Here is a 14,612-nt window from a genome sequence, read left to right as displayed (position 1 = left end):
CCTTTACGCCGAAGCGCTGTTCCTCACACTAATTGTCACAGGACGTTTCTTACCGCCGCTCAATGAGGTCGCCTTCCCCGCCTATGCGGAGCTCTACAAGTCTGGCCAAAGCCTGGCCCCCTATTTCGAGCGCACCATCCGCAGCGTCGCCCTGCTCACGGCACCTGTATATATCGGCCTGTCACTCACTGCGTTCGAGGCAGTCGAAACCCTGTTCGGCACAAAGTGGGTTCCGATGTCACCGATTGTGCAAGGGCTGGCACTGGTCATGCCGCTATTCGCCTTGCAGATTGTGTGTAGCCCGGCGACAAACGCGATGGGCCGCCCCCGCGTCTATCTCATTACGAGTATCATTGGCGCGGTTTCATTCTTAGGTTGCTTTCTGGTCGGCGTGGAGTTTGGCCCGATAGGTCTGGTTCATGCCTGGTGGGTGGCGGCGAGCTTCCTGTTCCTCGTCACGGCGACACTAACCCTGTACCACGTCCAACTCTCCGTTGTGCGGTTCTTGTGGGCATTGCTTCCCGCTGCACTAGGTTGCGCGGCTATGGCAGGCGCGGTTTTGCTTGCTGGCGATTATGTCGCCGACCTGCCGGCTTGGATACGCCTTATCATTTTGGCTGGCATAGGCGCGGTCACTTATGGGGCGGTCCTGGCTTTACTATTCCCGACAATCTTGCGCGACAGTTATGCGTTCATTCGGCAAGGTCGCGCATCCGCTTAAGCGTTTGGCGGTCGAACCAATACCATATCGGGTTGTTGCGCGGCTTTAGCTTACCAACCCATTGTGCGTATGTATCACAGAGGCGTTCGGGCAATGCCTGCGGCCCCGGCCCACGCATGATTTCGCGAATGATCTGGTTTTGCATGTGACGCTCTGAATAGTTCCGCATGCGGGGCAATTGCTTTTGCATCCCTCGAAGGGAGAGGCCGTTCGGTTCACAGTAAAAGCCAGCACTATCAGCCACTACAACGCGATTACGATCCCAGTTGCGCTCATGCTCCAAATCCGTCCGCACCAGTGTCGCGATCAGACCGTCATCGCCGATCAAATCCTCGGGAAGCCGCAATTGGCATTGCCGCATTCGGTCGAGAAAACTGCCGCGTAACGCATAGCAGTCGCCAAAAAGCCCACGATCTTTGTGCAGCTTCTTCTGGTAGGCGTGCATCCTGCGGCCATTCAGGGGCAGGCCCGCGACGCCATTGGCGTCTGGGTTCTGGGCAAGCGCCCGCTCCATCGCGGCCACAGTGCCAGGCGCAAACTCGGCATCGCCATCACAGAACATATGCGTCTTTGCGCTCAGCCCCTCGTCGAGGACGAACCGGTTCCAACTGCGCGATTTGCCGCCCTCGTCATATTCGCGCAGCTGCACCCCGTGATCGGCAAAGCCGCGAACAATATCGGCGGTGCCATCATCACTGCCATTGACCACCACGACCACGGCCAGACCCGCATCATCGCTGGGGCGTGGCAGGCTGTTGAGACATGCCGCGATGCGCTTCTCTTCGTTATGAGCGAATATGGTGACGAGCACCCGCAATTCAGATGCCATATTCTCTTCGCCCGCGCCCATAGCGTCCGCCATAGCAAGGTCTCGGCAAAAAACACCTCCCCCAATTTGCAGGCTTTTTGCCATTCGGGCAGAGCGTGGTACGATCGGATCAAGCGCATCGACGCTTGGGAGAGAAAATATGAGCCTTTTCGGAAGCGCATTTGCCGCAGCATTGGTCAGCGCGACAGCCGTATTGGGGGTCGCCGCCCAAGCCGCCCCAGCTCCAGAAAGCGTCGATGACGAGCTGGTCGATCAGATTGCGATAGATCGCGACCGCTATGAACGCATTACGGTTCCGGTCACGATCGAAGGTCAGGGGCCATACCGATTTCTGGTCGACACCGGCGCGCAAGCAACAGTGGTGACCAACCGGATTGTCGATGATCTGGCCCTTGAACGGAATGGGCGCGCCACACTTATTGCTATGGGTAGTAGCGAAGTCGTCGACACAATCGCCGTTGACGGTCTGGAGTTCGCCAATCGACGCTTCAATGGGATTACCGCGCCTCTCCTGAAAAACCGGAATATCGGTGCGGATGGAATCCTCGGGCTCGATTCCCTGCAAGACTTGCGGGTTCTGATCGATTTTCGCGAAGAGCGCATGACGGTTGCCGACGCCGACGAGCTGGGCGGCAATTCAGGCTATGAAATCATCGTGCGGGCGAGACGCAAGCTGGGCCAGATGATCATCACCGATGCGCGTATCAATGGCGTGCGCACCGCCGTGATCATCGATACAGGCGCGCAAAATTCCATCGGGAATGCGGCACTGCGTAAACGGCTCCGCGCGCGAGAGGAAGACGAGAAACAACTGAGCACCGATGTTCACGGCATCGAACTGCGTAGTGATCTGACGATAGCGCGACGCCTCAAGATCGGTGATCTTCAGATGAAGCGCGTGCCCATCGGCTTTTCAGAGAGTCCTGTATTTGCCGCGCTGGGCCTTAGCGAACGCCCCGCGATGATCCTGGGTATGAACAATCTGCGGTACGCTAAACCGGGTTGCGATCGATTTCGCAAGCCAGCGGATACTGTTTGACCTGCCCAGCAGAGTCGAAACAGAAAACCTCAAAAAGCGCGTCTTTGTGCCGGGGCGAACCGGGACCAGCTAGTCGCAGGCTTGCCGTCTGCCTTGCAGTCCAGTGTAGCGTCCCCCACATGGCGTGGCGATGCCGCCCGATACCGCAACCTCCGCTGACAAAAATTATGATGCAGAAAGCTGGAGCACTCTTAAGCGGTTCCTCCCTTATCTGTGGCCGCGCGACAATCCGGGCCTCAAACGACGCATAGTTATCGCAATCATATTGGTCTTGATCGCCAAGGCAGTCGTGCTCGCCCTGCCGTTCGCGTACAAGAACGCCGTCGATACGATGACCACCGCCAGCAACGAGGCGATGATGGTCGCGATGGCCCTTGTGCTCGCCTATGGGCTTGGCCGGTTCGCTGGCACCGGCTTTGACAACGTTCGCAACATCGTTTTTGAACGGGTTGGCCAAGAGGCGACGCGCAATCTGGCAGAGGACGTGTTCGAACGGCTGCACCGGTTGTCGCTGCGTTTTCACCTCTCGCGCCGAACCGGCGAGGTCACCAAGATCATTGAACGCGGCACCAAGAGCATCGATTCCATGCTCTATTTCCTGCTGTTCAATATCGCACCCACGATCATTGAACTGGTCGCAGTTGCAGTGATCTTCTGGATCAACTTTGGTCCAGGGTTGGTCGCCGCGACTGGGTTTACCGTTGTGACCTACATTATGGTCACTCGGCAAATCACTGAATGGCGCAGCAAGCTCCGCCGCGAAATGAATGACCTTGATGGGCTCGCACTCAGCCGGGCGGTCGACTCGCTGCTTAATTACGAAACAGTGAAATATTTCGGTGCGGAGCGACGCGAGGAAAAACGGTATTCCAGAGCCGCAACGCAATACGCCGAGGCAGCGATCCGGTCGGAAAATTCGCTCGGCATGCTCAATATTACACAAGCATTTATCACGAATGCCCTGATGGCAGGTGCCATGGCGTACACAGTGTGGGGCTGGAGCAAAGGTGATCTGACCGTTGGCGACCTGGTGTTCGTGAACACCTATCTGATGCAGCTTTTCCGCCCGCTCGATCTGCTGGGCTGGGTTTATCGCACCATACGCCAGGGGCTGGTCGATATGGCCCAAATGTTTGACCTGATCGACACCAATGTGGAGGTTGCGGACAAGCCCGGTGCTCCAGCGCTGACCATCACACGCCCATCAGTCGCGTTCGACAATGTCCGCTTTGGGTATGAAGCGGATCGAACCATTCTGCACCATCTCTCATTTGAAGTTCCGGCAGGCGCGCATCATGCAATCGTCGGGCCATCCGGCGCGGGCAAGAGCACCATCGCACGGCTGCTATTCCGCTTCTATGATCCGCAATCGGGCCGTATCCTGATTGATGGTCAAGATATTGCGGAGTGCACTCAGGCGAGCGTGCGCGCCGCCATTGGGATCGTCCCTCAGGACAGCGTGCTGTTCAATGACACCATCGGGTACAACATCGCCTATGGCCGCGATGGCGCGAGTGAAGCGGACGTGCTGGAGGCGGCGCGCGGTGCAGCAATCATGCCCTTTATCGAAAAGCTGCCGCAAGGTCTCGACACCGAGGTTGGTGAGCGGGGTCTGAAACTGTCGGGCGGCGAGAAGCAGCGGGTCGCCATTGCGCGCACTTTGGTCAAAGACCCACCCATTTTGATGCTGGACGAGGCAACGAGTGCGCTCGACACACGCACTGAGCAAGAGATTCTCGCGACTCTGCGCAAGGTTAGCGAAGATCGCACAACCCTCAGCATCGCGCATCGGCTTTCGACCATTGCCGATGCTGATCGTATTCTGGTTCTCGATCACGGTCGTCTGGCTGAAAGCGGCACACACAACGCATTGCTGAAAGCTGACGGGCTCTATGCAGAGATGTGGGCAAGGCAGGCAGCGGAGCGCGATACGTCTGAAAACATCTAGCCACCCGCGTCCTCCGCCCTTCCACCCAGAACCTACCGGGACACTATCCTGGTGGAAGGGCGGAGGACGCGGGTGGCTAGGCGAGCAATAAAGAGACCTTGTGCCGCATTGCACAAATCGCCATAGCGCGCACAATCCGCTCGGGCACAGCGCGCCTGGTACACAATAGCATCTAGACTGACAGGCACTTCCCATGACGCAGGCGACCGCAGCAGCCCCAGCGACGGCGCAGCCAAACGGCTGGTTCTCGAACGTTCGCGCAGATATGCTGGCTGGACTTGTGGTCGCGCTGGCGTTGATCCCGGAAGCCATCGGCTTTTCGATCATTGCCGGGGTGGATCCACGCGTCGGCCTGTACGCCTCGATCACAATTGCCATGGTCATCGCCTTTACTGGCGGTCGTCCGGGTATGATTTCTGCCGCCACCGCTGCGGTGGCTGTCGTCGTCGTTCCGTTGGTGGACCAATATGGTGAAGCCTACCTGTTTGCTGCGACGATCCTGATGGGTGTGTTTCAGGCGATCGCCGCCCTGCTGCGGCTCGACCTGCTTATGCAGTTCGTCTCACGATCAGTCATCACTGGTTTCGTCAACGCGTTGGCGATCCTAATCTTTATGGCCCAGCTCCCCGAACTCAATCCGATGAATGACGGGGTAAACTGGATGACATATGCGTTGGTTGCCGCTGGTCTGGCGATGATCTACCTGATCCCGCGACTGACAACGGCAGTACCCAGCCCGCTCATCGCGATTGTCATTTTGAGCGTGCTGACAATCATGCTCGATGTACCGGTTAACACGGTCAGCGATATGGGCGAATTGCCCGATGGTCTGCCCTTTTTCGCGTTTCCCACGGTCCCGCTGACATGGGAAACCTTCCTGATTATCGCCCCATATTCGGCAACGATGGCCGCTGTTGGACTGCTGGAGTCACTGCTGACCGCGCAAATCGTCGATGACATGACACATACCGGATCTGACAAACGCCGTGAGGCGGGCGGTCAGGGTCTCGCCAACATGGTCACTGGCTTCTTTGGCGGCATGGGTGGCTGTGCGATGATTGGCCAATCGGTCATCAACGTGACCAGCGGCGGACGTGGGCGGCTGTCTTCGCTCACTGCGGGCGCCTCATTGCTGATCCTGCTGGCGGTGCTTGGCGATTGGGTGGGCCAAATCCCGATGCCCGCTCTGGTTGCCATCATGATCATGGTGTCGATCGGCACATTCAGCTGGAACTCCATCCCCAATTTGCGCAAGCACCCATGGCAGTCCAGCGTCGTCATGCTTGCAACAGTGATTGTCGTCGTCGCCACACACAACCTTGCTTACGGTGTTCTGGCAGGGGTGATCCTGTCCGGTGTGTTCTTCACTCAGAAGGTGATGACCATGTTCGAGGTCGTGCGCGAACGACGCGATCATTCCGCCGTCTATCGCGCCAAGGGGCAGATTTTCTTTGCCAGCGTTGAACGTTTTGAGGCAGCACTTGGCCCGGAAAGCATCATGCCGGACCCTGCCGATCACGTGATTATTGACGTATCAAAGGCGCATTTCTGGGACATCTCAGCCATTGGCGCGCTCGACAAAGTGGTTGAGCGGATGCGTCGCAATGGTCGAAGTGTGAGAGTAGTCGGCCTCAACCGGGCGAGCGCCGATCTGGTCGACAAATTTGCGCTGACGGACAAGACCGGTGTTGAGATCGGCCTAGCACCGCATCCATAAACGCCGCCGCCCTAGTCGCGGCCTTTTGACTGCAGAGATCTCAGCGTTTCCAACGCCCGCTCCGCTTTGTCCGCAGGCACCAGTAAATGATCGTGATGCAGCGCAGCGAGCACATTGCAGGCGATACCTTCAGCGGCGAGCGCCGTTGCGATTGCGGCGGTTAGCCCTACCCCTTCCAGATCGGAATAAACCCGCAAGGTTATGCGCGCGAATAGCGGTCCGTCGATATCGAGGTCATCGGCTACCTGTTGCGGGACGATGGCTGAAACACCTTCATCCTCGCGCAGGATCGCAAACGCCTGCTCAATGACGGGCGTCGCATTGTCCGTCGTCACAGAAACATAACGATAGAGCGTCTCGTCCAGCTCTGGGTCCATGCCCGAAAGCATAGCCTGCAAATCTCTGACGAATTTCGGCGTCATCACAGAATATATTTGCTGAGGTCGGTATCTTCGGCAAGATCGGTGAGCCGTTCCCGCACATAGCCCGCGTCAATCGTCACCGTCTCACCAACATGCTCCTCCGCTTCGAAGCTGATGTCTTCGAGCAACCGCTCCATCACCGTCTGCAAACGGCGCGCGCCGATATTCTCAACGCTCTCGTTCACCTGCGCAGCGATCTTGGCGACTTCGCTTACTGCATCTTCGCCGATGTCGAGTTCGACTTCCTCCGTACTCAACAAGGCACGATATTGCTCGACCAGATTCGCCCGCGTTTCCGAAAGAATGCGGACAAAGTCTTCCTCGGTCAGCGCACGCAGCTCGACCCGAATTGGCAAGCGCCCCTGTAATTCGGGCAGCATGTCAGACGGCTTGGCAACGTGAAACGCGCCGCTCGCGATGAACAGCACGTGGTCGGTTTTCATCGGGCCATATTTCGTGCTGACCGTCGTGCCTTCAATCAAAGGGAGCAGATCGCGCTGCACGCCTTCACGGCTGACCGATCCGCCGCGCACGTCACTGACTGCGATTTTGTCAATCTCGTCGAGGAAAACGATGCCATTGGTCTCAGCATTCTCTAGCGCGACCCGGGCGACGTCGTCCTGGTCCATGCGTTTCTCAGCTTCTTCTTCGACCAGCTTGTCCCAAGCATCGGGAACTTTCAGCTTGCGTCGCTTGCTGTTGCTCTTGCCCATCGCTTTGCCGAGCATGTCTGACAAATCGATCATGCCCATATTTCCGCCCATTCCGGGAATATCCATCGGCATGGCAGGCGCGTGTTTGACGTCAATTTCGACTTCGGTGTCGTTCATCGCGTTCTGCGTGATCCGCTCGCGGAACGCCTCACGCGTTGCCTCGCTGGCGTTGTCGCCAACAAGTGCGTTGAGCAGCCGATCCATCGCCGCCTCAGATGCCGCCTCACGCACCGCCTCTTTCCGGCGATCCTTTTCCAGCCGGATCGCCTCTTCGACCAAATCGCGCGCAATCTGTTCCACATCGCGGTCGACATAGCCAACCTCGGTAAACTTGGTCGCCTCTACCTTCACAAAGGGTGCATCGGCAAGTTTCGCCAAGCGCCGACTAATCTCGGTTTTACCACAGCCAGTGGGGCCGATCATCAGGATGTTCTTCGGCGTAACTTCGTCGCGCAATTCCGGGCCGAGCCGTTGACGGCGCCAGCGATTGCGCAGCGCAACCGCGACAGCACGCTTGGCGTCTTTCTGGCCAATAATGTGTTCATCCAGAGCGGCGACAATCGCCTTGGGAGTAAGGGCTTCGGTCATTTGATTGAGGAGTTCCATTCGTCCTGAGCCTGTCGAAGGGCGTTGGTCGAGCGTTCATGGTTCGACAGGCTCACCACGAACGGGATGAAGTGATTTTCTAAACTTCTTCGATGGTCACATTGCCATTGGTGAACACGCAGACATCCGCGGCGACGGCCATGGCCTTGCGCGCGATCGTTTCCGGGTCATCTTCGTAATCTACCAGCGCGCGGGCCGCCGCGAGTGCATAGTTCCCGCCGCTGCCGATCGCAGCAATGCCGCCTTCGGGTTCCAGCACATCGCCATTGCCGGTCAGGACCAGGAGATTTTCCTTGTCCGCCACAATCATCAACGCTTCCAGATTGCGCAGATATTTGTCAGTGCGCCAATCCTTTGTCAGCTCCACCGCAGCGCGCAACAATTGGCCGGAATATTGCTCCAGCTTTTTCTCAAGCCGCTCAAACAATGTGAACGCATCCGCAGTGGCACCTGCAAACCCGGCGACAACTTTGCCATTCTCGCCAATACGGCGAACCTTGCGCGCATTTGGCTTCATCACTGTGTTGCCCATGGAGACTTGACCGTCACCCGCGATCACAATCCGGTCACCGCGCTGTACACCGATTATGGTGGTTCCGTGCCACTTGGTTAGCCCGTGGCTGGCTGCATCATCACTCATGGTGCGAGATATGGGGGCGAGTTGGAAACGGTCAAGGCGCGCCCGGCACAAGAGACGTGCTTACGGGCCGCCAGGGCCACCTGCCCCGCCGCCCGGCAGACCAGAACCAACCGCGCCGATATTACCGAACAGGTCTTCCAAGAAGCCCCGCTCGCGGCCCAGCGTTGGTGTCTCGTCACCTTCCGGTTGGAGGTAGACAACTTTATCAATGCCGGTGTTTTCAGCGGAGATAACATTTCCCGCCTCATCAAATTTCACCGCCAAAACGTAATGCTGCTGGATACGCGGACGCACAAATGGCCTGCGCCCGGTTGTGCTGGAAACGTAATACCAGGTCGGCTGGCCATATTGGCTGGCAAATGTTGGACGTACCGAGCACGCCCTCGACTGATCGCTGATTATCAATGCCCGGCTGCACCGTTGTTGTCAGAACGGGGTCAACCACGAAACCGCGTGTCTCGCGAATCGAACTACACCCGGCAAGCGCAAGCGCCGCCGTCGCAATCACCAATCCCGTACGCAGCTTTTGAGCGCATATCCGCTTGTTCAGTTCACGGTTCGTATTGTGCATCAAGACTTCCATAACTCCATATGCTTGCCTCATGGCTTGGACGCGGGAACTGTCCTCCCTATATGCCGGTTACCATTGGTAAGCCGCACCGCTTTAGGCGGCACGGTCCTCGCTTGCAATTGCCCGTTACTTTCCGATTGGGGATGGCGGTTTGAATTGCTGATGAACCGAATTGTATCAGGGCAAATCCACTTATGTCATTCTTCACCCGTCTCTTTGGAACGCAGCGCGATCCGCGCGAGGACGTTCGCCCCCTGTGGCATCGGACAGCGGAGATTGCGCGCGAGCGGGAATGGTATGCAGATTGCGGTGTCGCTGACACATTGGAGGGGCGCTTTGACATGGTTTGCGCGGCCCTGTCGCTGGTGCTGGTCCGCATGGAGCGCGACGAAGACCTTGGGAAAAGGACCGGATTGCTCACAGAATTTTTTGTCGAGGACATGGATGGCCAGATGCGCCAGACGGGCGTTGGCGATCTGATGGTGGGCAAGAAGATCGGCAAACTCATGAGTACGCTAGGTGGACGAATCGGTGCCTATCGCGAGGGGTTGGCCGAGGGTCAGGATGAATTAGCAGACGCGGTGAGGCGCAATGTCGAACTGGTTGAGGGCGCAGATGGCAGCGCTGCTGCGGCGCGACTTTTCGCGCTGCGCGACCGGTTGGCAAAAGCGTCTGATGATGATGTGCTTGCGGGGGACATTCCGTGAGCGAGCAATCAGGAGAGACACCGCCAATCGAGTTGACCAGTGAGTGGGAGCGCATGATTCGACTGGATCAACTCTCTGAGGAGCCCATTGAGATCGAAGCCACTGAGGTCGAGCGGGCCGCGTTGGCATCGCGCTTTGGACTTGAAGCGATCCACGGTCTTTCAGCAAGAGTGACCCTTGCAGCCGATGGCGGTACAATCACTGCCTCAGGCAGACTAATCGCGCAGTTTGATCAGCTGTGCGCCGTATCGGGAGAGCCCTTCTCCAATTCGGTGAAGGAGGACGTCGCGCTGATATTCGTTTCTGATGACGGCACCTCAGGCAAACCTGACGAGGAAATCGAGCTGGAAGAGAACGAGCTTGATGAGATTCCATACTCAGGAAAGTCGTTTGATTTGGGTGAAGCGCTGGCTCAGTCATTTGGGCTGGCGATCGATCCCTATGCGGAAGGGCCGAACGCGGATGAAGCGCGCAATTCAGGCTTGATCGGGGGCGAAGAAGCCAGCGGACCTTTTGCAGCCCTCGCTGCATTGAAGAAAGACTAGGGCACGCCCAGCCCTTAGCCCACGTCCAAAAGAAAACGCCGTCGAACCCATCGGTCCAGCGGCGCTTCTAAACAAATTTAGTCGTGACCATTCTCAAAACGGGATGTCATCGTCCAAATCGTCATAGTTTGACCCGCCGCCCGAACCGCCACCAGAGCCGCCTTGGTTGCCGCCGGAGCCGCCTCCAGAGCCGCCGCCGCCTTGGTTCCAGCCACCCGAAGAGCCTCCGCTCGATTGGCCACCGCCATAGCCGCCGCCCTGGCCACCACCGCCTCCGCCAGAGCGGCCATCAAGCATGGTGAGCGTGCCATCAAATCCGCGCAGGACAACCTCGGTCGAGTAGCGATCCTGACCGTTCTGATCCTGCCATTTGCGGGTCTGGAGCTTGCCTTCGATAAAGACCTTGCTGCCTTTCTTGAGATAATTCTCGCAGACATTGACGAGCCCTTCGGAAAAGATCGCGACAGTGTGCCACTCGGTCCGTTCCTGCCGCTCCCCAGTATTGCGGTCTTTCCAGGTCTCGCTGGTGGCGATCCGCAGATTGCAGACCTTGCCACCGTTCTGGAAACTGCGGATTTCCGGATCCTGGCCCAGATTGCCAATCAGCATGACTTTGTTGAGTGATCCGGCCATTTCAAACTTCCCTAAATCAATAATGCCGCGCAGAATCTGTCTCACGCAGTCGAATCTGTTGGATATGGAGTAAGGCAGCAGCGCGATCTTCGCCACTGATCGAATCAGATTTCCACGTCTCGCTGGTCTGAAACGGATTTATTGCGCGGGATAACGCAGTCGGTCGAGAAACGCGACAGGCTGAACGTTTCGCGGTCGGAATTGGTGAACTTTGCTTTCACCTTTTCGAACTTCATGACGCCTTCGATCCGCCGATCAAGGAAGTCTTTGGTGTCCTGCTTATCTTCGCTCTCGTCATCAATATACGCAGCAAGTGTCGCACCATAGAGCGCCGCAAGGATCGCGCGCTTGGTATAGTGATTGTAGTCGGTCGCGGTATCACCAGCCAGACGCCACATCACGTCCGCCGTGTTCCACCCGACTTTGAGCGAAGTCGCCGCGTTTTGCGGCATGGCCATGATGGATAGCGCGCGGCGCAGCGCCTCTTCCTGGCCGGCAATTGCATCCAGCCGGAACTGCACGAGTGCTCGAATACGCTCACGGATTTTCATCTCAGCAAGCTTCTCTTTCGGCAGAGCCTCCACCATCGCGAGATCGATTGTCTCGATCCACGCGAGGATCATTTGAAGGGCACCGTCCTTAAATGCCAATCTGGCGACATCCACGTCAACACCCGCCTGGTCCGCAGCCATGACCAGAGCTTCCTCACCCCAACCATCGAACACCGCAGCGTCAGCGATGATGGGGGCCAAGTGAAGCCGAAGCTCCTCTAATGTCATATCATTGGGATCAGTCATGTCCGCCATATAGGAATTACACGTGCAGGTTCTAGAAGCTGGGCCCGTACGATTTGCCGTTTCCGGTTTCCTTTTTGCTTTCATCCGATCGGCGGATTGCCTCAAGCAACTGGCCGTTACCACTCATGAGCGCCACATAATCGCGCGCGGTCCGGCCAGAATTGTCTGCTCGGTCAACACTCGCTCCGTTCGCGAGTAACAGCCTTACCATCGCAAGGTCGCGGCGGTGGACCGCGCTCATCAATGCTGTCTCACCCGTATCGTCGGCGTTGTCTATCCGCGCACCTGCCTTGATCAGGGTTTCGACGCCTTCAACCAGCCCCAGACCAGAGGCGATCTGAAGCGGGGTTACACCCTTCTTATCTTCAATATTGGGGTTTGCCCCGCGCTGAGTGAGAAACTTGATCCACTGCACATCTCGGCGCGAAGTCACGATATGCAGCGCGCTTTCCCCCGTTGTAATGTCGCGGGTATTCACCACCGTGGAGCCTGGTTCGTTAAGCGTTTTCGTCACAGCCTCGCCATCACGATCCTTGACCGCTTTAAGGAATTGATAGCCCTCAGAATAGTTCTGCGCGCCTGCTGGCGCAGCCACCATCAGACCACCTAAAAGCACAGCCAACATAGATGTAACCGCGTGACGCAAATTCACTGTAAACCCCCATTGATTTCTAAAACATGAGCACGAGAGACATGCTTTTCGCATATCCGCGATGCACATCTCTAGCTCCTCACTTGCTCTTCGGGCGTTAGCAGACCATGAACCAAGATACTATGGTTCGCAAATTCACCCCATTTTACATCGCACTTGGCATGGCCGCTTCATTGAGTGCATGCTCTTTGGCAGAGCCTGACCCTCCAGCAGAGCCACCGCTTGCCGGCGCAACGATTGGCGGACCGTTTGAGCTGGTCGGGACTGACGGCCAAACAGTCACCTGGGATCAGTTCCGCGGCAAATATGCGATCGTCTATTTCGGTTTTGCATATTGCCCTGACATCTGCCCCACTGACATGCAAAGAATGGCGCAGGGGCTGAGCGCGTTTACGCAAGCCAACCCCGAACTTGGCGCGAAGATTCAACCGATTTTTGTAACCATTGACCCAGAGCGTGACACACCCGAAGTGGTCGCGGAATTTACCAGCGCATTTTCTGACCGGATTACCGGCCTCACCGGGTCCGCAGAGCAGGTAAAGGCCGCCGCTGACGCTTTTCGTGTCTATTATAAACGCGGGGAAGATCAGCCTGGCGGTGGCTATTTGGTCGATCATACCAACATCACTTATTTGTTCGACCCTCAGGGCGAACCGATGGCGACCTTGCCTACAGATCAGGGCGCCGATGCGGTCGCGGTAGAGTTAAGTAAATGGGTGCGCTAAGAGACCGCTTTTGGGAGCTTCCACTCGCGTCTCTGTCGGAGAATGAATGGGAGGCGCTGTGCGATGGGTGTGGCCGCTGTTGCCTCCACAAGATGGAAGATGAAGATACAGGCGTTATCGAAGACACCAATGTCGCATGCCGCCTGCTCGACACCGAAACCGCGCAATGCACCGATTACGCCAATCGCAAGACATATGTGCCGGATTGCTTGCGTCTGACACTGAAAATCGTTGATGACGTATCCTGGCTCCCCGATACATGCGCCTATCGGCGCAGAGCAGCTGGCAAAGGATTACCCGATTGGCACTACCTGTTATCAAGAGATCGCCATACTGTTGTCGGGGCGGGTGTATCAGTTGCCGGACGCGTTGTGAGCGAGGATGAGGCGGGACCGCTGGAACATCATATCGTATGCTGGGAAGAGAGCGAGGGGGCGGCCCCGTGATCGAGTGGCTTCGAACGGCACAAGCGGACCCTGTCATTGTATTGTCAGGGCGCACCATCCCCATTGAGCTCAAGCGGCACGCCCGCGCAAAGCGAATGACATTGCGGATGGCGAGTGATGGTAGTGCGGTTCAAATAACGATGCCGCGCTGGTGCAGCACGAAAGAGGCCGTCACCTTCGCCCATGCCCGCATCGAATGGCTGGAAGCTCAACTTACCAAGATCCCCACCCCGCAAGACCCGGTGGAGCGCGGCTCATTGTTCTATCGCGGGCAGGAGACCCAAATTGCGTGGCAGGCAAATGCACCGCGCAAGGCAAGGTTATCAGCCTCGACCGTACAAATAGGTGGCCCGCAAGATACCTTGCAAAAGCGCCTGCAACGCTGGTTGGAGAGTGAAGCCCAATCGGCCATGGAAACCGACCTGGCATTTTTCTGCGAGCGCGCCGGGCATGAAACGCGCGAGTTGCGCCTCACACGGGCCAAACGCCGCTGGGGCAGCTGCTCAAGCAAGGGCGTCGTGCGGATCAATTGGCGGCTGATCCAGGCGCCTGACTATGTAAGGCGTTCTGTCGTGGCGCACGAAGTTGCGCATCTTACACATTTCGATCACAGCCCCGCCTTTCATGCGATGCTGAAAGATATCTTTGACGATGATATTGACGGGGCCGACGCATGGCTGCGCCAACATGGCCGCACGCTCTATCGCGATTTTGGATAGTCGGGTCAGCGCAAGCCACTGGCATTGCAGCGGTCAAAGCCCTATTTAGCCTGTCATGAGTTTCTTTTCCCGTTTCAATCCAGCTCCCGCAGCGAAGGATTTTTGGCAGGAATTTTCGCGTCCTAACCCGCACCGCGTGCCCATATTGCTGGTGTCCGTACTGGTCCCGGTTGGCTTGCTAG

16 protein-coding genes and 1 pseudogene (1 of these 17 only partly in view) are annotated in these 14,612 nt (G+C 57.4%); 9 read left to right on the top strand and 8 right to left on the bottom strand.

The features are described from left to right. Window positions 1-721, top strand: the final stretch of a protein-coding gene (locus ACZ1GM_RS03820) for a lipopolysaccharide biosynthesis protein (protein ID WP_472677833.1). Its footprint begins 773 nt before the window's first position; only the last 721 of its 1,494 coding nucleotides appear in the window; its start codon lies beyond the left edge, outside the window; it ends in the stop codon at window positions 719-721. Here the strand turns inward: ACZ1GM_RS03820 and ACZ1GM_RS03815 are convergent. Further along, window positions 693-1,583 carry a glycosyltransferase gene (locus ACZ1GM_RS03815; RefSeq protein WP_472677832.1) on the bottom strand — a complete coding sequence of 297 codons (891 nt, stop codon included), beginning with the start codon at window positions 1,581-1,583 and terminating at the stop codon, window positions 693-695. The genes ACZ1GM_RS03820 and ACZ1GM_RS03815 overlap by 29 nt on opposite strands. A 106-nt stretch (window positions 1,584-1,689) precedes the next feature. On the opposite strand from ACZ1GM_RS03815, the gene ACZ1GM_RS03810 reads away from it, so the two are divergent. The 3 genes from ACZ1GM_RS03810 to ACZ1GM_RS03800 all read left to right on the top strand — a co-directional run bounded on the left by ACZ1GM_RS03810 (window position 1,690) and on the right by ACZ1GM_RS03800 (window position 6,254). Next, a complete protein-coding gene (locus ACZ1GM_RS03810) occupies window positions 1,690-2,589 on the top strand; it encodes a retroviral-like aspartic protease family protein (protein ID WP_472677831.1) in 900 nt (299 codons plus the stop codon). Between the two features lie 130 nt (window positions 2,590-2,719). Then, window positions 2,720-4,537, top strand: a complete 1,818-nt coding sequence (locus ACZ1GM_RS03805; protein WP_472677830.1) for an ABCB family ABC transporter ATP-binding protein/permease — start codon at window positions 2,720-2,722, stop codon at window positions 4,535-4,537. A gap of 265 nt (window positions 4,538-4,802) precedes the next feature. Beyond that, window positions 4,803-6,254 (top strand): SulP family inorganic anion transporter, encoded by a 1,452-nt coding sequence (locus ACZ1GM_RS03800; protein ID WP_472678623.1) that lies wholly within the window; start codon window positions 4,803-4,805, stop codon window positions 6,252-6,254. An 11-nt stretch (window positions 6,255-6,265) separates the two neighbouring features. Here the strand turns inward: ACZ1GM_RS03800 and ACZ1GM_RS03795 are convergent, their stop codons facing one another. From ACZ1GM_RS03795 to ACZ1GM_RS03780, 4 genes and pseudogenes are all read right to left on the bottom strand, one after another. Next, window positions 6,266-6,676 (bottom strand): ACT domain-containing protein, encoded by a 411-nt coding sequence (locus ACZ1GM_RS03795; protein WP_472678622.1) that lies wholly within the window; start codon window positions 6,674-6,676, stop codon window positions 6,266-6,268. Continuing rightward, window positions 6,676-7,977, bottom strand: coding sequence for an ATP-dependent protease ATPase subunit HslU (gene hslU, locus ACZ1GM_RS03790; RefSeq protein WP_472677829.1), 1,302 nt, complete (start codon window positions 7,975-7,977; stop codon window positions 6,676-6,678). The genes ACZ1GM_RS03795 and hslU overlap by 1 nt, the downstream gene beginning before the upstream one ends. Window positions 7,978-8,074: 97 nt before the next feature. Continuing rightward, a complete protein-coding gene (hslV, locus tag ACZ1GM_RS03785; protein ID WP_472677828.1) occupies window positions 8,075-8,635 on the bottom strand; it encodes an ATP-dependent protease subunit HslV in 561 nt (186 codons plus the stop codon). A gap of 60 nt (window positions 8,636-8,695) precedes the next feature. Further along, window positions 8,696-9,206, bottom strand: a pseudogene (locus ACZ1GM_RS03780) (outer membrane protein assembly factor BamE). A gap of 194 nt (window positions 9,207-9,400) precedes the next feature. Here ACZ1GM_RS03780 and ACZ1GM_RS03775 point away from each other — a divergent pair. After that, window positions 9,401-9,913 carry a ubiquinol-cytochrome C chaperone family protein gene (locus ACZ1GM_RS03775; protein WP_472677827.1) on the top strand — a complete coding sequence of 171 codons (513 nt, stop codon included), beginning with the start codon at window positions 9,401-9,403 and terminating at the stop codon, window positions 9,911-9,913. Beyond that, window positions 9,910-10,458 (top strand): YceD family protein, encoded by a 549-nt coding sequence (locus tag ACZ1GM_RS03770; protein WP_472677826.1) that lies wholly within the window; start codon window positions 9,910-9,912, stop codon window positions 10,456-10,458. The genes ACZ1GM_RS03775 and ACZ1GM_RS03770 overlap by 4 nt, the downstream gene beginning before the upstream one ends. 93 nt (window positions 10,459-10,551) lie before the next feature. Here ACZ1GM_RS03770 and ssb read toward each other — a convergent pair whose 3' ends face one another. From ssb to ACZ1GM_RS03755, 3 genes are all read right to left on the bottom strand, one after another. Next, window positions 10,552-11,091, bottom strand: a complete 540-nt coding sequence (gene ssb, locus ACZ1GM_RS03765; protein WP_472677825.1) for a single-stranded DNA-binding protein — start codon at window positions 11,089-11,091, stop codon at window positions 10,552-10,554. A gap of 104 nt (window positions 11,092-11,195) precedes the next feature. After that, a complete protein-coding gene (locus ACZ1GM_RS03760; RefSeq protein ID WP_472677824.1) occupies window positions 11,196-11,888 on the bottom strand; it encodes a COQ9 family protein in 693 nt (230 codons plus the stop codon). Window positions 11,889-11,919: 31 nt separating this feature from the next. Next, entirely contained in the window at window positions 11,920-12,513 is a 594-nt protein-coding gene (locus tag ACZ1GM_RS03755) for an ankyrin repeat domain-containing protein (RefSeq protein ID WP_472677823.1), read from the bottom strand. Window positions 12,514-12,647: 134 nt separating this feature from the next. Between ACZ1GM_RS03755 and ACZ1GM_RS03750 the strand changes: the two genes are divergently transcribed. Genes ACZ1GM_RS03750 through ACZ1GM_RS03740 form a run of 3 tightly spaced genes read left to right on the top strand, consistent with a single transcriptional unit; the run spans window position 12,648 to window position 14,430 of the window. Next, the gene (locus ACZ1GM_RS03750; protein WP_472677822.1) at window positions 12,648-13,265 is read left to right on the top strand and encodes an SCO family protein; all 618 of its coding nucleotides are present in this window, start codon (window positions 12,648-12,650) and stop codon (window positions 13,263-13,265) included. Further along, a complete protein-coding gene (locus ACZ1GM_RS03745) occupies window positions 13,253-13,711 on the top strand; it encodes a YcgN family cysteine cluster protein (protein ID WP_472677821.1) in 459 nt (152 codons plus the stop codon). The genes ACZ1GM_RS03750 and ACZ1GM_RS03745 overlap by 13 nt, the downstream gene beginning before the upstream one ends. Then, the gene (locus ACZ1GM_RS03740) at window positions 13,708-14,430 is read left to right on the top strand and encodes a M48 family metallopeptidase (RefSeq protein ID WP_472677820.1); all 723 of its coding nucleotides are present in this window, start codon (window positions 13,708-13,710) and stop codon (window positions 14,428-14,430) included. Before ACZ1GM_RS03745 ends, ACZ1GM_RS03740 begins: the two co-directional genes overlap by 4 nt. Window positions 14,431-14,612: the final 182 nt, after the last annotated feature.

The organism is Qipengyuania sp. JB2-7, assembly GCF_055693485.1.
The sequence above is the reverse complement of the archived record's forward strand: the minus strand, read 5'-3'. Positions and strand labels throughout refer to the sequence as shown.

Excerpts from the sequence above, each read along its gene's own strand:
- ACZ1GM_RS03815 (WP_472677832.1), bottom strand. The coding sequence starts at position 1,583 with ATGGCGGACGCTATGGGCGCGGGCGAAGAGAATATGGCATCTGAATTG.
- ACZ1GM_RS03810 (WP_472677831.1), top strand. The coding sequence starts at position 1,690 with ATGAGCCTTTTCGGAAGCGCATTTGCCGCAGCATTGGTCAGCGCGACA.
- ACZ1GM_RS03805 (WP_472677830.1), top strand. The coding sequence starts at position 2,720 with ATGCCGCCCGATACCGCAACCTCCGCTGACAAAAATTATGATGCAGAA.
- ACZ1GM_RS03800 (WP_472678623.1), top strand. The coding sequence starts at position 4,803 with ATGCTGGCTGGACTTGTGGTCGCGCTGGCGTTGATCCCGGAAGCCATC.
- ACZ1GM_RS03795 (WP_472678622.1), bottom strand. The coding sequence starts at position 6,676 with ATGACGCCGAAATTCGTCAGAGATTTGCAGGCTATGCTTTCGGGCATG.
- hslU (WP_472677829.1), bottom strand. The coding sequence starts at position 7,977 with ATGACCGAAGCCCTTACTCCCAAGGCGATTGTCGCCGCTCTGGATGAA.
- hslV (WP_472677828.1), bottom strand. The coding sequence starts at position 8,635 with ATGAGTGATGATGCAGCCAGCCACGGGCTAACCAAGTGGCACGGAACC.
- ACZ1GM_RS03775 (WP_472677827.1), top strand. The coding sequence starts at position 9,401 with ATGTCATTCTTCACCCGTCTCTTTGGAACGCAGCGCGATCCGCGCGAG.
- ssb (WP_472677825.1), bottom strand. The coding sequence starts at position 11,091 with ATGGCCGGATCACTCAACAAAGTCATGCTGATTGGCAATCTGGGCCAG.
- ACZ1GM_RS03760 (WP_472677824.1), bottom strand. The coding sequence starts at position 11,888 with ATGACTGATCCCAATGATATGACATTAGAGGAGCTTCGGCTTCACTTG.
- ACZ1GM_RS03755 (WP_472677823.1), bottom strand. The coding sequence starts at position 12,513 with ATGTTGGCTGTGCTTTTAGGTGGTCTGATGGTGGCTGCGCCAGCAGGC.
- ACZ1GM_RS03750 (WP_472677822.1), top strand. The coding sequence starts at position 12,648 with ATGAACCAAGATACTATGGTTCGCAAATTCACCCCATTTTACATCGCA.
- ACZ1GM_RS03745 (WP_472677821.1), top strand. The coding sequence starts at position 13,253 with ATGGGTGCGCTAAGAGACCGCTTTTGGGAGCTTCCACTCGCGTCTCTG.